Origin of the sequence: Legionella tunisiensis (genome assembly GCF_000308315.1) — a bacterium.
Classification (GTDB): Bacteria; Pseudomonadota; Gammaproteobacteria; order Legionellales; family Legionellaceae; genus Tatlockia; species Tatlockia tunisiensis.
Window position 1 is genome coordinate 1 of record NZ_CALJ01000133.1, and the last position, 15,546, is coordinate 15,546.

Consider the following 15,546-nt stretch of genomic DNA (forward strand, 5'->3'; position numbering starts at 1 on the left):
TTTTTTTCATACCGATTTACCTGATAAGCGATGTGAAATGATAACTAATACCATCGATATCAGCAGAGTAATTGTACATAAGGCATTAAGTTCCGGGGTAACACCTGCTCTAACCAAAGAATAAATGGTGAGCGGTAAGATATTAAAATCGGGACCAGCAACAAAATAACTGATAATTACATCATCGAACGATAAAGTAAAACAAAGCAAAAATGCACTTAAGACTCCCGGCCATAATAAAGGCAGCAGAATTTTAGTTAAGGCAATCCAACGACTGGCTCCTAAATCCAATGCACTGAAATAGATATTGGGATCAAGTGTATGAATGCGGCTATTGATGGTTAATACCACAAAAGGAATACAGAACGTGATATGGGCAATTAATAAGCTTGAAAAGCCTAAAGGGATATTACTGGCATTAAAAAACAAAAGCAGGGCGACACCCAGAACCAAGTCCGGGATAATAATCAACAATAACAACAAGGCATACAGGAAATGATTGTGCCTACTTCGAAAGAGAAATAAATGGACACAGGTTAGTACACCAATCGTAGTGGCTACAATCGATGCACTTAGTCCTAAAACAATGGAGTGTAAAAAAGATGACCATAAACCGCGATCATGAAAAAGTTCCATATACCAACGTAGAGAGAAGCCATGCCATTGCAGAGAAAATTTGGCGTCATTGATTGAGTAAACGATCAAAACCAAGATAGGAAAATAAAGAATGAGGTAAACAAGACTCAAAAATATTTTTTGCGCCAAGGCTTTCAACGCAATACCTCCTTACTCTGGCGACGATAGATAATCAATAAAATCAGTAAAAGAACGGTTAGTATCACCGAGGTAGCAGCGCCCTGCGGCCAATTTTCCAACACCAAAAACTGATCTTGAATTAAATTACCTAATAAAATAGAACGAGCTCCTCCCAGTACATTAGGAATATAAAACAGGGTCATTGCTGGTAATAACACTAGCAAGCAACCAGCAATAATACCGCTGGCGGTATTAGGTAAAAACACGCGAAAAAATATTGCCCACTTATTGGCTCCTAAATCTTTCGCTGCTTCAATAAGTTTGAAGTCAAAACGTTCCATGTTAGTAAAAATAGGTAAGACCATAAAAGGAAATAAGTTATAAACCAACCCACTGATAACTGCAAAATTAGAATACAGTAAGGCCAGCGGGGTATCGATCAAATGCAATTTCAACAGAATAGCGTTGATAATTCCCTTGGATTTTAGTATGGCAATTAACGAATAAGTGCGTACCAGCGAGCTCGTCCAGAAGGGGATAATAATTAATAATAACAATAGGGACTGATGTTTTGATTTAACCAGTAAATAACTAAAAGGGTAGGCAATCAGTAAACAGCATCCCGTGGTAACTAAAGAAATCAATAAAGAACGAAAAAAATCTTGGCAAAGACAGGTGTTAGTAGTGCTGTGTAATTGCCTAGGGTAAAGGGTAAATTCACCAGATGGCTGCTATCCCTCGATAAAAAACTGGCTACCAAGACTAAACTTAAGGGAATAAAACTAAAAAGGAGTAACCAGGTATAAGTCAAATAAAGTGAGGGTGATTTAACTTTCATCTAAATTCTCTGCACAAGAAGATTATTAATGTTCATACGGTAATAAAACTTCCCAGCCTGGCAACCACTCTACCCAAACCGTTTCATTTGCCATATATTCTAGCTTATCATCATCCTCATCAAAAAATTCCGATGCATTGATAATTTTGCCAGAGGGTAATTCAACTTTGAGATCCACGGTAGAACCTTTATAAACAATATCTACAATCTTTCCTGGCAGCATTTCTTGAGTATCTTCTACTTCATTGAGACTCCACACTCGAATATCCTCAGGCCGAATGATCAGATGTACTTTATCACCGGGTTGGTAGTTAGCTGTGTTTTTACAGCGTAGCATGACGGATTCAATTTCGGTGAGCAATTCTTGCTCGTCTAGCGCATCAATAGTGGCATCGAAAATATTGGCTTCACCAATGAACATTGCCACATGAAGGTTGCTTGGGGTTTCATACACTTCTCTTGGCGTTCCGATTTGCTCGATATGGCCGTGATTAAAGATAACAATTCTATCTGACATGGATAAGGCTTCTTCCTGATCATGGGTTACGAAAATAAAAGTCATCTTTAACGCTTTTTGCAATTGCTTAAGTTCATATTGCATGTCTTTGCGTAAACGATAATCCAGAGAGCTTAATGGTTCATCAAGTAGTAAAACTTGCGGGCGATTGATCACTGCGCGCGCAATCGCGACACGTTGTTGCTGGCCACCACTTAATTGTTTGATGTTACGCTCGGCAAAGGCTTCTAATTGCACGAGACGCAGGGTTTCTGTCACTCGCTGTGCAATCTCGCTTTCCTTAACTCGTTTACAGCGCAAAGCAAAGGCGACATTTTCATAAACAGATAAATGGGGGAATAAGGCATAACTTTGAAAAACGGTATGAACATCGCGTTTTTGTGGTGGTAATAAGTTAACGCATTGACCATTAATGTAGATAGAGCCGGCTGTGGGTTGTTCAAAGCCTGAGATTAAACGCAATAGAGTGGTTTTCCCACAGCCAGAAGGACCAAGCAGGGTCAGGAATTCACCGTTGTATACGGATAAAGAAATATTATTCAGTATCGTAACACCGCCATAGGCTTTATCGACCTGTTTAATTTCTATAAGAGGGGTGTCGTTCATGCTTGTGCCACGCAAAATAGGAGAATTATGCGGTTTGCAGGCAAGCTTGTCCAGCCATTGCGGAGAACAATAATCCTTATTTTCTACTTGCCGCAACTTATTCGCGGCATCCAGAATACTTTGATTGAAGATCAACTGGGTGCCACGTATAAAGCACAGTTGGATGTTATTGCCAACTTGAAATAGGTTGATAGGGCGGTTCACCGCTACAGGTTTGGGAGATACCTCCGTTATTGCAAATAACGAGTCCTGTTTCATCGGTGGAGAAAACCCCGCCTTGCCATAGGCAACAACCTTGCAGTTTTTGTAAATCCATTACCGCATGTCGGGTGCAATAGCAGGATGAAAAATAACCATTATTACAGACATAGCGACCTGCGGAGGAATCGCAGTAATTAATACCACCCATATCGCTGCAACATACTGTTTGAGCACAGCTTGGTATGTATGGGGTATCATATTTACATCTGGGATCATTAGGGGAAATAATCCCGGCATTTACTGAGAAAGTAAGGAAAAAAAGGTGATGGCAAGCAGACAACACTTTAGGCGCATGAGGGATCCCATCAATTAATATTTTTCTAGCATACCATAGGTACGGAATCAAAAAGAAGTTATCTTATTGATGTTTAGTCTATTCTTTCACGGGGCTCTGTGATTTCTGATTCGTTCAGCATCGTGACGCCAGTTTCCAACTCCTGCATGTTCAGTTCCACCGATTCAATTTTTTGAAAACGTTGAGTAATTTTTTAGCCGAAGTACTGACTTCACTGACATCTTGATGAGCAAGATCAATGTGTTTGGATAATTTGTCCATTCGCTTTTCAAAGCGCTGGAAATCATCTGCCAAGGCATGCAAATGTTTTTGGATGATATGAATTTGTTTACGGGTAGCATCATCCTTTAAAACGGCTCTTGCTGTCGTTAAGACAGCCATTAATGTATTGGGTGAAACAAGCCAGACTTTCAAGCGTTGGGCGAGGGCAATCACCTCTGGATAGTTGGCGTGAATTTCGGCAAAAATGGCTTCGGCAGGAATAAACATGACTGCGCCATCTGTAGTTTCATTAGGGATAATGTATTTTTCAGCGATGTCTTTGATATGTTTTTGCAAATCTTGACGAAATTGTTGCTGCAATGATTTTCTCTCTACGGAAGTCGCGTCCGTATTCATCAGTTTTTGGAAGGTTTCCAATGGAAATTTGGCGTCAATAACAACATTGCCTGTTGGTTCAGGTAAGAACAAAATACAATCTGCTCTTTTTTGATTGCTTAGCGTGTATTGCATACGATAGTGAGTGCTGGGAATCATATTGGCAATCAGCGTTGATAATTGGACTTCACCAAAAGCCCCCCGTGCCCGTTTATCCACTAGGACATCTTGTAAACTGACGACATGAGTAGATAACTCAGTAATTTTTTCTGTGCTTCATCAATGATGGTCAAACGCTTGACGACATCTGTAAAGGTAGAAGACGTTTTTTCAAAGCCTTCAGTTAATTTATGATTCACTTGTTGGGTGAGGCTATGAAGATGATTGCGTATTTCTTCCGTCAGTGTTTGCAAATGAGACGAGAGAGAACTGGCATGCTGCTTAAAACTATGGCTCATTTGTTCTCTAACATCGGTCATTTGTCGTTGCACAATTTCACTAATTAATTGTTGATTGTTTAACTGACCCTGCATAATTTTTTCATGAATATTATGCTGACCCGTTTGGTAGCCTTGCTGCAATTCAAGATGCAATTGATGCAGTTGACTGGTAAAAAGTTGCTGTGTTTTATCGAGCTGAGTATCCGTGTTCTGACGCTGTTGGTATTGACGACGAATAAGCCACAATAAAAGGCAAAATTGAAGGGCAATCGCTATAGCGATGCCTTCAAGCAATGAAAGGTTAGCAAAATAAGCCATTATTCCCCTAATTTGTTGAGTGCAATTGGCGTATTGAATTCAAAAACCTGTTTTAATTGTCCCAAATCGGTTAAATGAACATAGCCAAGATAATAGGGAGCTTTATAATGACTTTTTAGCTCGGAATCAAACGAAAAATCCACATTATGCAGACCGGCAGTCAGCCAGGCTGCAGTTTGTGCCGTTTGCATGGGGTGTATTTTCCCCGCTTTATCACTGCCGTAAAGAACAACTTGCAAAGCATAACGACTATCAGTAGCTGCTTCAATACTCGCGGAAAACGTTAATGGAGTAGTCCCTATCTTTTTGATTTCCCGAATGGCTGCTGAGGGAATAATATAAGAAAAAGCGGAGTGCCCTTGTCGCTTAATGGTTTGCGCGTTCAGTGTTGCGGTAGTTTTCACTTCCACGTACCAATTTCCTCCCTGACTATCTTTGTCGCATAGGAGAGTGGTATGTGCTTCATAGCTTTCATCCTCTACTTTTTCCAGACTTAAAGGAATGATTCTGCCCTTTGCATTGACTAAGGAGGCATCAATGGCATCGATACGGTAATGTTGCTCATCATCTTGAAAAGAAATGGTAGCAGTTAATTCATCGCCATATTGATAGTGAGCCTTGTCGGTCTTGACACGTAAATAGGTCTTTGCATCCTTATCAAAGACTTGGATGAGGTAACTTTCATCATCCTTTAAACCGAGTGTAGAACTGCTTAAGACAAACTCCCCGGCACCTAATTCCGGTTTTAATTGTAAGAGAATTAAATCGCGGCCATTAAAGATAGTATTTTGTAAAGCCTCTTCTTTGGAAAATAAAGCAGCGGCTTCAAACAGGGTTAAATCAAGTCCGTTATTATTTTTAATGCGAAATTCAGGTTTGGCAGTTACTTTTCGATTTAAAGGCGTAATGCGAATGATAGCTCCAGGCGCCTGCGTGTTGAGAACAACCCCCTTCTTTAATTGTTTAAAGGTTGTTTTTATCTTGTATTTACGGCTTTTTTGCTGATGTCTTGTTTTATGTCCTAGAGGATTATTATTTGTTGCCCAATTTGTACTGAGAGTCTCTCGAGGGAGCGTTTCACAACGCTGACAATCGTAGGGTTTAAGTGCTTGCTGCGGGAAGGTCATTGCCTGGGCTTGTAGTGTTCCTAATAATGTTAAAATAAATAGCTGAATTCTCATCGAGTTGCTCCTTGTGCAAATAGTTCTTTCCTTAGAATGTCGTCCAAACCAAAGCATGAATGGCGACTTTGATTATGGCTTAAAGGGGTTTGTTGCTTCGTTTTTTGCCAATCGTAAAACCAGAAAAGACCAGCGGTCATTTGGGAGTCACAATCCAAAAAACCATCTGAGCAGTCATCTAGATAGTGTTGTGTGATTTTTAATGCAGCATTCAAGACGTATTGATTGCAGTAGCTTTCTTTCTCAAAAGGCGAAGCATTGACATCAGAGCCGACAATCACATGAAAGGGGATTGGTAACGAAGGACGTCCTTTACTACCAAATAACATTTCATCATTAAAGAGGGCCATGTCGCCAATACGCTGTTGTTTCACAGAGTCATTGTGGTATCCGAGCAACCAACCCACACCTTCCTCAAATACATTACCATCGATTGCTTCGTCCGCTAATGGTGTACCCCCACTGGAAGGGGCAATAGCAATGACATGATGGATTTTTTTAGACAAAAGCATGAAACGCGGATCATAGGTGGGATTGGAAAGGATCCAGCGCATGACATTTGCACCGTTAGAGTGCGTGTAAACAGTCAAGTGCTTAATTTGTTTTTCATGAACAAATTCGAGTAATTGACTAGCCAGGCATCCCGCGGCTTCCTCATGCCACATGTAATGGCTAAAATCACAATGAACAATGTAGTGATTCGCCGGATTTGGGAGCGCTGAAGCCAGTGAATTAATAAAACTCCTTTTCCAATAACCACCATCAGCATCTTCGCGATGATCATTGGTACCATGTACAAACGCAATACCCATATTCCTATCCGAAGTTTCCGAGTAAGTTCCAAAGGAAACCAGAAAGAAAAAAGAAGACAAAAAACGCGGGAGGTCCATTCCATTATCCTTGTTTAAAAGTCAATCATAACCCATCTATAACATACTCTTTTGCCTTACAGCAAGATTAAAAAATAACAAGAAAATTTAATATTTTAAGTGTCGAATTATTGGCTTTTTCTGGCGTTATTGTCATTCCATTGGCAAGCGTGAAACGTCGGTGTTGTATTCAGTAAATGAAATTCAGAGGGAGAAATTACTCCTGCTTTTTGGGCAAATAGGTTACAAATACCTCTCTCTTCGGACAACGCATGCTCATACCATGTCGAGCCAGGGAGCCGATCTACTCCTGTCCCCATAACGCAATCCTTTGGCAATGGATTGAGCAATGTTTTTGCATTCGAGTTTTTGGAAGATATTGTTGCAGTGGCGTCCACCTGCCGCTCCGAGATCGCAAGGAAGATGGCGATTTCTTTAATACTTTTTTCTTGGGAGGATAAATACAAACACTGTTGCTCACGATTGGTTAAACGACCATCGACACAAATCGGTCGTTGCACCCAAGCTTGTGACAACAAGGTTTGGATTTCGGTGAGTTGCTTGTTGGTGGGATTGGGATTACCTAAATGATTTAAATAATCGCGTGCAAAGGTTTTAAAAAACTGCTTCTGTTTCACGCTGTAGTAATTAATCTTGCTTGTTAATCGCATTACTTTCCATGTCTTGCTCCATGTAGGTTGGGTACCTGTCCAACAATTCGCCGGACCAGGGGCCGATCTATCTTAAAAAAACACGAGCAAGACGTCACTATCTCTACCCGTGCGGCGAGTATTGGAAACACCAATGGTCTTTAAGCGATTGACTTGCGTAAAAAGCTAACAAAACCAAATGGTCACGTCGAAAAAATGGGAATTAAACGCCGTTTATTGCGGATGAAACGTTGAAAAAGAAGGGAAAATCGAATAACATCACATCAGCGATAATTGTCTCCGTGTAAGATGATTGTGGTTAGCTGGTAGCAAGGGACTGCCATCCCTTCTATCAGCGCCTTTAAAATTTAAGAACGCGACTAAATCCTATTTTATTCCGCAGTGAGTTGCAACTGAAAATTGAGTATTTTCATAGCACTCACTGGGGAAAACCACCGCTAGCTAAGTTGAAAGGATAATCCATTAATGAGTGAGGATATTCTCAATCAAATCAAAAAACTAAGTGATTGTATTAGAAATTATGACTATCACTATTATGTACTCGACGAACCCCTGGTACCTGATGCCGAATATGACCGTTGTTTTAAGGAATTACAGGCACTGGAAGCACAATACCCGCAATACATTAGTGCGGATTCACCTACGCAGCGAATCGGCGGTAATCCTGCCAGTGGTTTTGGACCGGTTAGTCATATGGAACAGATGCGCTCGCTAGGAAATGTATTTTCTACAGATGAGTTGCAAGCGTTTATGAAGCGGGTGGGTGATCGCTTGGAGATTGATGAGAAAGCGTTGCTCTTTACTTGCGAACCTAAACTCGATGGATTGGCTGTCAGCCTTATTTATAAAAAGGAACATTAGATTGCGCAGCTACGCGTGGTGATGGTGCGGTGGGTGAAAACATTACTAACAATATCCGTACGATCGCTGCTGTCCCATTAAAATTATTGACTGATAATCCCCCGGATTTGATTGAGATTCGTGGGGAAGTTTATATGCCGAAGGCAGGTTTTGAAGCCTATAACAAGCAAGCGCGTGCCAAGGGGGAGAAAACGTTTGCGAATCCCAGGAATGCGGCGGCAGGTAGTTTACGCCAATTAAATCCCGCGATTACTGCGAGCCGGCCTTTAGCGATTTATTGTTATGGTATTGGTGGTTATGAACCGAAGAATATGCTGTTGCCTAATAGTCATTTTGCGCGCTTGCAATGGCTGCAGAGCTTGGGTTTTCGCGTCTCTGCTGAAACTAAAACAGTATATGGCTTTGCTGGTTGTCTTGCCTTTTATAAATCCATGTTAGAACGGCGACAGTCTTTACCCTATGAAATCGATGGGGTGGTTTACAAGATCGACGATATCGCTTTGCAGGAAGAGTTAGGTTATGTGGCTCGTGCACCGCGTTTTGCTTGTGCTCATAAATTTCCTGCCAGTGAGGAAATGACGCAAATCCACGCAGTTGATTTTCAGGTTGGGCGAACTGGGGGCCCTAACACCGGTAGCACGATTAAATCCTGTGAGTGTTGCGGGAGTCACGGTGAGTAACGCAACGCTACATAACATGGATGAAATCCAACGCAAAGATATTCGCATCGGAGATACGGTGGTTGTCCGCCGTGCGGGTGATGTGATTCCAGAAGTTGTTTCCGTGGTATTGGAAAAACGGCCTGATGATACGCAATTTATCCAGATGCCTTCTCATTGCCCGGTTTGTGGTGCAGAAGTGTTCAGAGAAGAAGGGGAAGCGGTTGCACGTTGCACGGGTGGATTATTCTGTAAGGCGCAACTCCAACAAATGTTATGGCATTTTGCTTCAAGAAGAGCAATGGCGATCGATGGCCTGGGTGAAGCCCTTATTGAGCAATTCATTGATCAAGGGATCGTCCATGATGTCGCTGATCTATATACCTTGGAGCTCGATACTGTAGCCAGTCTCGAACGAATGGGGAAAAAATCGGCAGAGAATTTATTGGCTGCCATTGAGCAAAGTAAGAAAACAACCTTTGCCCGTTTTCTCTATGCTTTAGGCATACGGGAAATAGGGGAAGTCAGTGCGCGTGTCTTGGCGACTGAATTTGCTGATATCGACTCTTTAAAACATGCCACAGTAGAACAACTCATGGCACTGCGGGACATTGGACCTATTGGTGCTCATCATGTGGTGCATTTTTTGCTCAGCCGCATAACGTTGAAGTCATTGATAAACTTCTGGTGTTGGGCGTGCACTGGCCAAAGGAAGAGCGTAAACAATTGGATGTCAATCATCCTTTCCACGGTAAGACAATGGTGCTGACCGGGACATTGACGAGCATGGGGCGTGAAGATGCAAAAGCACGTCTGTTAGCAATTGGGGCTAAGGTTGCCGGCAGCGTATCAGCCAAAACTGATTTTGTAGTGGCAGGTAGTGAGGCGGGTTCGAAACTTGATAAAGCCCAAGCGCTTGGTGTTAAGGTGCTGGATGAGGATGAATTTCTTAGTTTGCTCGACTAGACGTTATTTATGAGACTCCCTCTAACTATCTCTCCAAACTATTTAAAAGACTACTAAAAACAAAGCCAAAATTCTGACAAAAATCATCGACAACACAAGGCAATTTTATTAATTTATTCATTTCAAGTTCTTTGTTTCTATCTTATTGTTCCGCAAAACGAAAACAAGAACAAAAATTTTTTCAATAAATTATCTCTTTCCAGTACAATCGTTAAACAGGAAAATAGTATAACTTTGCAGCTGTACAGTATTAAGATAAGGATATCTATGAAACGGTATGAACTAACCAAGCGATTTTTGATAAGCGCTATTGTGTTTTTTATAAGCAATCCGACCCAAGCAGGAAGTGCTTTATGGACATTTATGCCGTTAACCGCAATAAGCATGCCTATCTCCCGGGGCTCATCGGCGATCATTCAATATATAGTAACCAATAAATCGCACAAAACGCATACGCTTGCGATGACAACTGTCCCGGGAATTAGCCAAATGACAACGGCAGGAAATTGTTCTAATCCATTTACCTTGGATTATCAACAATCCTGTATACTGACATTAGAAATCAACGGCAACGCACTGCAAGGTAGTGTAGTGGGTGGGCCAAAGGTGTGTGAGCAAGAAAATTCACTCCTATGCTACCAGCCTAATCAATTTGATATCATGAATGTCGCATTAATCACACCCCCTGGGGCAACTACCTTAGCAAGCAGCGTGACGACGCTTGGTTTGTCAGTTCAGGATACGGGGTTAAATGCAGCATTAACTGGAACGCCAAGACGTATTACCATCACTAATACAGGAGCAGTACCTGCCATAGCAGTGGCTTATTCTTTATCTGCGACACTACCAGCAGGCACGACAATTAGTCCTTTGAGTTGTGGCACAATAGTTCCATCGGGCACCTGTGTATTAACTATTACACCAGGAAGCATGCCTAGTGCAACACCGGGTAATACAAATCCAACGCCCATTACATTAAGTATTTCGAGCGTCAATACTAATACATTAACACTTGCGGTCAATATATTAACCTATGGCAGTGTATATCAAGGGGGTTATATTTATGCAATAGATGATACTACGCCAAATACCGATAGTATCGGTGGAAAAGTAATACAGACAAGTGATAATGTTGGTGCACCCGGCGGTATTGTTTGGGATTCATCAACTAACGGTTGTGTTAATTTACCTAATAATAATTGTTATATAACGAATGCTGATAGCGAATTGAATGGTACTAACTTAGCAACTCCTGCTCCGGGCGGGAATACCTATCTTATTTACCAAACTTTAACGACGATTAATGGTGAGTCTGCAACCTCGTATGCAGCAGGCCTTTGTACAGCTACTATCTCTGGCTATAACGATTGGTACCTGCCGGCAATTTGTGAAATGGGGTATCTGACAGCTATTTCTAACCCTACCACTAATTGTGGTTCCTCAACGTCTCCAGCATTACAAAATATTCAGTCAAATTTGGTGGAAAATGGGAATATTGGAAACTTCCCTAATGGAGGAAATCCAGTTTTTCCTGGGATTTATTGGACTTCTACTGAGCTATCCTCTCTTCCTAACGAGGGTGCGTGGATTCAGCAGTTTGCAGCGATTGGTAGTAACAGTTATCAAAGTGCTGTGGTTAAAGGGATTAATTCTCTTGGGGTTCGTTGTTCCCGGATTTTAATCCCTTAGTGCCGATTTTTATTGATAACAAAGAGGGGTACTGTTTACTTGACTAAAACTTTAGTGACTCACATCATAAGAGCTTTTAACTATCGTGTATCAGGATTTGTACCGTGACAGTATTTTGCAGACAAGGGATTTTATTCTTAATACTGTTTAGTACTTTGTTTACTTCCCATGCTGGATGGGTATTAAATAATCCCTATCCAGAAAGTGAGCGCTGGCAGAAAATTTTTTATTCCTCTTTCAATGAACAGCCTAAAACACTCGATCCGGCCAAGTCTTATTCTAGCAACGAATACCAATTCACATCGCAAATTTATGAACCTGTACTGGAATATGATTATTTGCTGCGCCCTTACAAGTTGGTGCCCTTGAATGCTGCCAGTATGCCGACTGTCCGGTATTTTGATCGCTCTAATCGAGCGCTCGCTAAGCCAACGGAAGGAGAGGTCGCTTATTCGATTTATACCATTCATATTAAGCCGGGTATTTTTTTCAACCTCATCCAGCTTTGGCAAAGGATGAAAAGGGGAATTACCGCTATCTTCAATTGCCTGCTGATTATCTTGATGAGAATGACATCAGTGGTTTATCTGATTTTGAATACACAGGAACGCGAGAGCTTCTTGCCGATGATTATATTTATGAAATCAAACGATTAGCAAATCCGGCCGTTAACTCGCCGATTTATGGTTTAATGAGTGAGCACATCATTGGTTTCAGAGATTTTGCCAGTTTCTTGCCAATGATGACTAATCCAAATGATTTTATTGATTTAAGACGTTACCCCATGGTTGGTTTACGTAAGATTGATGAGTATACCTTTGAGATCACGCTTAAGGGACAGTACCCGCAGTTTTTATTTTGGCTGGCGATGCCATTCTTTGCTCCAATCCCCTGGGAAGCGGATCGTTTTTATTCACAACCGGGAATGGATGATAACAATTTAGGATTTGATTGGTATCCCATAGGGACAGGTCCTTTTATGCTGAGTGAAAATAATCCGAACAAGCGGATGGTGCTCAGTAAAAATCCCAATTTTCGTGAAGACTATTTTCCTTCTGAGAGTAGCCAAGAGGACATTGATGCGGGTTATTTATCCCACGCTGGTGAGCGTCTGCCCCTAATTGATCAGGCTGTTTTTACTTTGGAAAAAGAATCTATCCCGCGGTGGAATAAGTTTATGCAAGGTTATTATGATACTTCAGGAGTGAGTGAAGATAGTTTTGATCAGGCGATTCAAATCAGTTCGATGGGTGAACCTAGACTGACGCCCAGCATGGTAAAAAAGAAAATGAGGTTGACCCAAACCACTGATCCAGCACTTTACTATTTGGGTTTTAATATGTTGGATAGTATTGTCGGAGGAACTAGCGAACGTGCGCGCAAATTGCGCTTAGCTATTTCGATTGCAGTTAATTTTGATGAGAATATTGCTATTTTTTATAACGGCCGTGGTAACCCCGCACAAGGTCCGATTCCACCGGGTATTTTTGGTTACAAAGAAGGGAAAGAGGGCATCAATCCCTATGTGTATCGTTGGAGTGGAGGTCAAGCTAAAAGACGCGATATCGCAGATGCCGTGGCTTTAATGCGTGAAGCGGGGTACCCAGGAGGACGAAACCCAAAGACCGGTAGAGCATTGATTTTGCATTATGATGTACCCATTACAGGCGGGCCGGACGACAAAGCGCAGCTGGATTGGATGCGCAAGCAATTTGCTAAAATTGGCATTGATTTGAATGTGCGAGCTACGCAATATAATCGTTTTCAGGATAAGATGCGGAGTGGGAACGCGCAAATTTTTAGTTGGGGATGGAGCGCTGATTATCCCGATCCGGAAAATTTTTTATTCATGCTTTATAGTCCAAATGGTAAGGTGAAGCAGGGGGGTGAAAACGCCGCAAATTACTCCAATCGTCACTATGATCGCCTATTTGAATTAATGAAGAATCATCCTAATGATCAGCAACGGCAATTACTTATTGATAAGATGATTGAGATTGTCAGGCATGATGCTCCTTGGGTATGGGGAATCAATTCGGAAACTTTAATTTTAAGTCAACAATGGGTTTCAACCGTCAAACCAAGCACCTTTAGTCGTAATACGCTTAAATACCTTGCTATCGATGTGGATTTGCGTAATGAATTGCGAGATCGCTGGAATCAACCGGTGTTTTGGCCCTTGGGTTTGTTATTGCTATTATTTGTTATAGCTTTACTGCCCTTGTTCATTGCTTATCGTCGCAAAGAAAAGCAGAGCGCACTGAGAATCAAATGATGACCTATTATTTATTGCGTCGTGTTGTTTATGCCATTCCTATTTTGCTGGGTATTAATGTGATCACTTTCGCCTTATTTTTTATGGTGAACTCACCGGATGATATGGCGCGCATGCAGTTAGGGCAAAAATATGTGAAGCCAGCAGCTATTATGCAGTGGAAAGTGCAGCGAGGTTATGATCTACCTCTTTTCTATAATGTTGAAAAAACAGGGCTCAAACAATTTACAGAGACTCTTTTTTCCAAAAATCGCTGCGTTTGTTTGCTTTTGATTTTGGGGTTTCCGATGGCGGCAGAGATATCAGTTATGATATTTCCCATCGCATGTGGCCTAGTTTAGCGATTGCGATTCCTATCTTATTTTTGGGATGCTGGCCGATATTATTTTTGCAATGTCAATGGCTTTCTTCCGCTCAACCTACCTTGATTTAAGCGGAGTCGTGATCTGTATTATTCTCATGTCCATTTCCAGTCTTTTTTATATTATTGGCGGCCAATATATTTTCGGTAAGATCCTGCGCCTAGTTCCTATTTCTGGTTATGATGATGGCTTAGACAGCATTAAATTTATTGTTTTGCCCGTACTCGTTGCCGTATTAGCTGGGGTGGGGGCTGGTTCTCGATGGTACCGTACCTTATTTTTGGAAGAGATGAATAAGGACTATGTTAAAACAGCGCGTGCCAAGGGATTATCAGAATCAATCGTCTTGTTTCGTCATGTATTAAAAAATGCGCTTTTGCCCATCCTGACGGGTATTGTCGTGATTATTCCTTCTTTATTTATGGGAAGTTTAGTGCTGGAATCATTTTTTGGCGTGCCAGGGTTAGGCAGTTATATTATTGACGCGATTCAGCAACAGGATTTTGCCATTGTCAGAGCGATGGTGTTTTTAGGATCGATTCTTTATATCGTCGGTTTAATCTTGACTGATATTTCCTACACGCTAGTCGACCCACGTGTGAGGTTAAGCTGAGATGGAATTGTTATGGACTGATCAATGCTTTCTTGGTGTGTTAATAATCAGTTTAATAATCACCCTTATCAGCTTACGAAAAGCGCATACCAGGCAAGCTTTCAAGCGCATTTTTAGAAGGCCTCTCGCCGTAAGTGCTGGTATTGTTCTGTGTTTTTTCTTGCTATTGGCGTTATCGATTCCATTCATTTGAAGTCTGATTCGTTAACGGAAAGCAGATCGTCAATGAATCAAAGTGATTCGCTGTTAGATCGAGTCATGGCGCCTTTAGGGGGAAGTTTTGAAAAAACCTATTCAGCTCCTTTAGCATTAAATTTATATAGCGTAGAAACCATTCTGATTGGCGACAAAGTAGAGCAGGTTTACCCTCGCTTAAAATACCCGCCTATCCAGATAAAAGATGAAGTGGATAAATCCCGGCGAATTAAGCAGATATGTTGGAAGGCATGGTTATGGAGTATTAGTCTGACTCTATTGCTGTGGCTGCTTATGATGGTAGGGAACTGGCTAATTAATAAGCGATGGCAATTTAGCCCCAAAAAAGCAGGCATGGCTGCTCTAATAACCTTTTTTTATGTGTTATGTTTTTACTCTTCAGTTATTGGTTGTCGCGGGAATTGCATCTATTTGGTACCGGAAAAATAGGGCAGGATATTTTTATTACACGGTAAAAAGTATTCGTACGGGTCTTATTATAGGTATCCTGACAACCTTGTTTATGTTGCCTCTGGCGTTAATACTCGGCATAGCGGCTGGCTATTTTGGTGGTTTC

The 15,546-nt window shown here is 41.4% G+C and carries 8 protein-coding genes and 5 pseudogenes; 5 read left to right on the plus strand and 8 right to left on the minus strand.

Annotated elements, in window-relative coordinates; genetic code table 11:
• Positions 1-6 precede the first annotated feature (6 nt).
• The 8 genes and pseudogenes from BN58_RS08740 to BN58_RS08775 all read right to left on the minus strand — a co-directional run bounded on the left by BN58_RS08740 (position 7) and on the right by BN58_RS08775 (position 7,316).
• Positions 7-774 (minus strand): ABC transporter permease subunit, encoded by a 768-nt coding sequence (locus BN58_RS08740; RefSeq protein ID WP_019216493.1) that lies wholly within the window; start codon positions 772-774, stop codon positions 7-9.
• Positions 771-1,594 (minus strand): annotated as a pseudogene (locus BN58_RS23555) (ABC transporter permease). The gene BN58_RS08740 and the pseudogene BN58_RS23555 overlap by 4 nt, the downstream one beginning before the upstream one ends.
• 25 nt (positions 1,595-1,619) lie before the next feature.
• The gene (gene potA / locus BN58_RS08750; protein WP_026069367.1) at positions 1,620-2,717 is read right to left on the minus strand and encodes a spermidine/putrescine ABC transporter ATP-binding protein PotA; all 1,098 of its coding nucleotides are present in this window, start codon (positions 2,715-2,717) and stop codon (positions 1,620-1,622) included.
• A 315-nt stretch (positions 2,718-3,032) separates the two neighbouring features.
• Positions 3,033-3,176: a hypothetical protein gene (locus BN58_RS30735; RefSeq protein WP_156812437.1), complete on the minus strand. Its 144-nt coding sequence runs from the start codon at positions 3,174-3,176 to the stop codon at positions 3,033-3,035.
• A gap of 170 nt (positions 3,177-3,346) precedes the next feature.
• Positions 3,347-4,628, minus strand: a pseudogene (locus tag BN58_RS23560) (DNA recombination protein RmuC).
• The gene (locus tag BN58_RS08765; RefSeq protein WP_019216498.1) at positions 4,628-5,809 is read right to left on the minus strand and encodes a DUF4785 domain-containing protein; all 1,182 of its coding nucleotides are present in this window, start codon (positions 5,807-5,809) and stop codon (positions 4,628-4,630) included. Before BN58_RS08765 ends, BN58_RS23560 begins: the two are co-directional and overlap by 1 nt.
• Positions 5,806-6,699, minus strand: a complete 894-nt coding sequence (locus BN58_RS08770) for a hypothetical protein (protein WP_026069368.1) — start codon at positions 6,697-6,699, stop codon at positions 5,806-5,808. Before BN58_RS08770 ends, BN58_RS08765 begins: the two co-directional genes overlap by 4 nt.
• A gap of 107 nt (positions 6,700-6,806) precedes the next feature.
• Positions 6,807-7,316, minus strand: coding sequence for a helix-turn-helix domain-containing protein (locus tag BN58_RS08775; protein WP_232220468.1), 510 nt, complete (start codon positions 7,314-7,316; stop codon positions 6,807-6,809).
• A 498-nt stretch (positions 7,317-7,814) separates the two neighbouring features.
• On the opposite strand from BN58_RS08775, the pseudogene ligA reads away from it, so the two are divergent.
• The 5 genes and pseudogenes from ligA (at position 7,815) to BN58_RS28320 (ending at position 15,419) form a co-directional block, all read left to right on the plus strand.
• Positions 7,815-9,835: pseudogene (ligA, locus tag BN58_RS28310) on the plus strand (NAD-dependent DNA ligase LigA).
• A gap of 267 nt (positions 9,836-10,102) precedes the next feature.
• On the plus strand, positions 10,103-11,524 hold the full coding sequence (locus BN58_RS08800) for a DUF1566 domain-containing protein (protein WP_019216503.1): 1,422 nt from the start codon (positions 10,103-10,105) through the stop codon (positions 11,522-11,524).
• Positions 11,525-11,652: 128 nt separating this feature from the next.
• Positions 11,653-13,799, plus strand: a pseudogene (locus BN58_RS23570) (ABC transporter substrate-binding protein).
• Positions 13,799-14,774: pseudogene (locus BN58_RS23575) on the plus strand (ABC transporter permease). The pseudogenes BN58_RS23570 and BN58_RS23575 overlap by 1 nt, the downstream one beginning before the upstream one ends.
• A gap of 225 nt (positions 14,775-14,999) precedes the next feature.
• The gene (locus BN58_RS28320; protein WP_026069371.1) at positions 15,000-15,419 is read left to right on the plus strand and encodes a hypothetical protein; all 420 of its coding nucleotides are present in this window, start codon (positions 15,000-15,002) and stop codon (positions 15,417-15,419) included.
• The last annotated feature ends 127 nt before the right edge of the window (positions 15,420-15,546 follow it).

Coding starts and splice junctions, on each gene's coding strand:
- potA (WP_026069367.1), bottom strand. CDS start 2,717: ATGAACGACACCCCTCTTATAGAAATTAAACAGGTCGATAAAGCCTAT.
- BN58_RS30735 (WP_156812437.1), bottom strand. CDS start 3,176: ATGATACCCCATACATACCAAGCTGTGCTCAAACAGTATGTTGCAGCG.
- BN58_RS08765 (WP_019216498.1), bottom strand. CDS start 5,809: ATGAGAATTCAGCTATTTATTTTAACATTATTAGGAACACTACAAGCC.
- BN58_RS08770 (WP_026069368.1), bottom strand. CDS start 6,699: ATGGACCTCCCGCGTTTTTTGTCTTCTTTTTTCTTTCTGGTTTCCTTT.
- BN58_RS08800 (WP_019216503.1), top strand. CDS start 10,103: ATGAAACGGTATGAACTAACCAAGCGATTTTTGATAAGCGCTATTGTG.
- BN58_RS28320 (WP_026069371.1), top strand. CDS start 15,000: ATGAATCAAAGTGATTCGCTGTTAGATCGAGTCATGGCGCCTTTAGGG.